Raw genomic sequence first — 2203 nt, forward strand, 5'->3', positions numbered from 1 at the left:
AAGAGAGGTATTTATTATATTTCTGATCCAGCTTTTGGATTGATAGAATATAATCAGAAAGACTTTATTAAGTTTTGGATAGGAAATAATGCCGATGATTCTACTCAGGAAGGAATTGCATTATTGTTAGAAGCCACTCCAAGATTTTTTCAGTCCGAGTTTGATAAAGAAGATAAAAAAGGTTTAGGATTTGGGCTATTATCGCAATATGTCTTGCGATATAAATCATTCCTAATCCAGTTAAGTATAAGTTTACTGGCGAGTAGTTTACTGCAGCTTATTTTTCCTTTTCTTACCCAGAGTATTGTCGATGTAGGGATACAAAATCAAAACATTCATTTTATTTATTTAATTCTGTTTGCGCAATTATTTCTTTTTGCAGGAAGAACAGGATTAGAACTTATCAGGAGCTGGATATTATTGCATTTATCTACCAGAATAAATATCTCTTTAATTTCAGATTTCTTCATCAAATTAATGAATTTACCAATTTCATTTTTTGATGTCCGAATGACTGGAGATATTATGCAACGTATAAACGACCATCGTCGTATAGAGAGAATCCTTACCACATCATCATTAAATGTATTGTTTTCGGTCATTAATATGATAATTATGGGAGGTGTTCTAGCCTATTATAATCTTCAGATATTCTTAGTGTTTTTTGCAGGAAGCATTCTGTACTTTGGATGGATAACCTTATTCTTAAAACGAAGAGAAGAACTCGATTATAAGCGATTTTCAGAAGTTAGTCAGGAGCAAAGCAAGGTTATGGAGCTCATAAACGGAATGCAGGAAATAAAACTGCATAATGCCGAGAAGCAAAAAAGATGGGGATGGGAGTATGTTCAGGCAAGATTATTTAGAGTTTCTATAAAAGGACTAGTCTTAGAACAGACCCAAACAATAGGTTCGTCTGTGATTAATGAATTAAAGAATATTTTTATAATTTTCCTTTCGGCAAAACTAGTAATCGATGGTCAGATTACTCTTGGGATGATGCTTGCAATAAGTTCTATCGTTGGGAGTTTAAATGGTCCGATTACACAGCTTATAGAGTTTGTGCGCGAAGTGCAAGATGCAAAAATATCGTTGGCAAGATTATCAGAAATTCATGATAAGGAAGATGAGGTGCAGCAAGAAGTACATCAAACCCAAGATATTCCACAAGACAGTGACATAATCATCAAAGATTTATCGTATCGCTATTTAGGATCAGACATTCCTGTTTTAGATGACTTAAATTTAGTGATTCCTGCCCATAAAGTAACTGCAATTGTAGGCGTTAGTGGAAGCGGAAAAACTACTTTAATGAAGTTATTACTAAAATTCTACGAACCAAATAATGGCGAAATTAATATAGGGAATACACAACTCAAAAATATTTCGCAAAAAGCATGGCGTAACAACATTGGAGCAGTTATGCAGGAAGGATTTATTTTTAGTGATACAATTGCTAATAATATAGCAATTGGAGTCGATAAAATAGATAAAGAACGATTGGTATATGCTGCCGATGTGGCCAACATAAAAGAGTATATCACTAGTTTGCCTCTTGGTTATAATACCAAGATAGGATCAGAAGGAGTTGGAATGAGTACAGGACAAAAACAACGATTATTAATTGCGAGGGCAGTATATAAAAACCCCGAAATGTTATTCTTTGATGAAGCAACTTCAGCATTAGACGCTAATAATGAAAAATCAATTATGGGGAAACTGGATATCTTCTTCAAGGATAAAACGGTTGTAGTAATTGCGCACCGATTGAGTACAGTTATGAATGCAGATCAGATTGTTGTTTTAGATAAAGGAAAGATTATCGAAATAGGAAGTCACTCAGCATTAGTAGAACAAAAAGGAAATTATTTTGAATTGGTTCGTAATCAATTGCAATTAGGAAATTAAAACATGGCAGAAGACAATACAAAATTTGAATTAAGAAGCGAAGAAGTTCAGGATATCCTTACAAGAGTGCCACATTGGATGATACGATGGGGGACAGTTTTAATCTTTGCAATAATATGCATGCTGTTTTTTGTTTCCTGGTTTCTTAAATATCCAGATGTCGTTGGTACAGAAATAAGTATTACAACTTCTATTCCTCCTGAGAAATTAGTAGCCAAAACTACTGGTAGAATCGAAGCAATTTTAGTAAAAGATAAAGCGAAAGTGTCCAAAAATACGCCACTTGCAATTATCG

The 2203-nt window shown here is 33.8% G+C and carries 1 protein-coding gene and 1 pseudogene; both read left to right on the forward strand.

Going from position 1 to position 2203, the window contains the following annotated elements; all coding sequences use genetic code 11:
• Positions 1-1908 (forward strand): peptidase domain-containing ABC transporter (locus tag B8T70_RS23390; RefSeq protein WP_133059424.1); only part of this gene is annotated, 1908 nt, incomplete at its 5' end.
• Positions 1909-1911: 3 nt separating this feature from the next.
• Positions 1912-2203 (forward strand): annotated as a pseudogene (locus B8T70_RS23395) (HlyD family secretion protein); the annotation flags it as partial.

This window comes from Flavobacterium sp. AJR (assembly GCF_002156885.1).
Lineage (GTDB): Bacteria > Bacteroidota > Bacteroidia > Flavobacteriales > Flavobacteriaceae > Flavobacterium.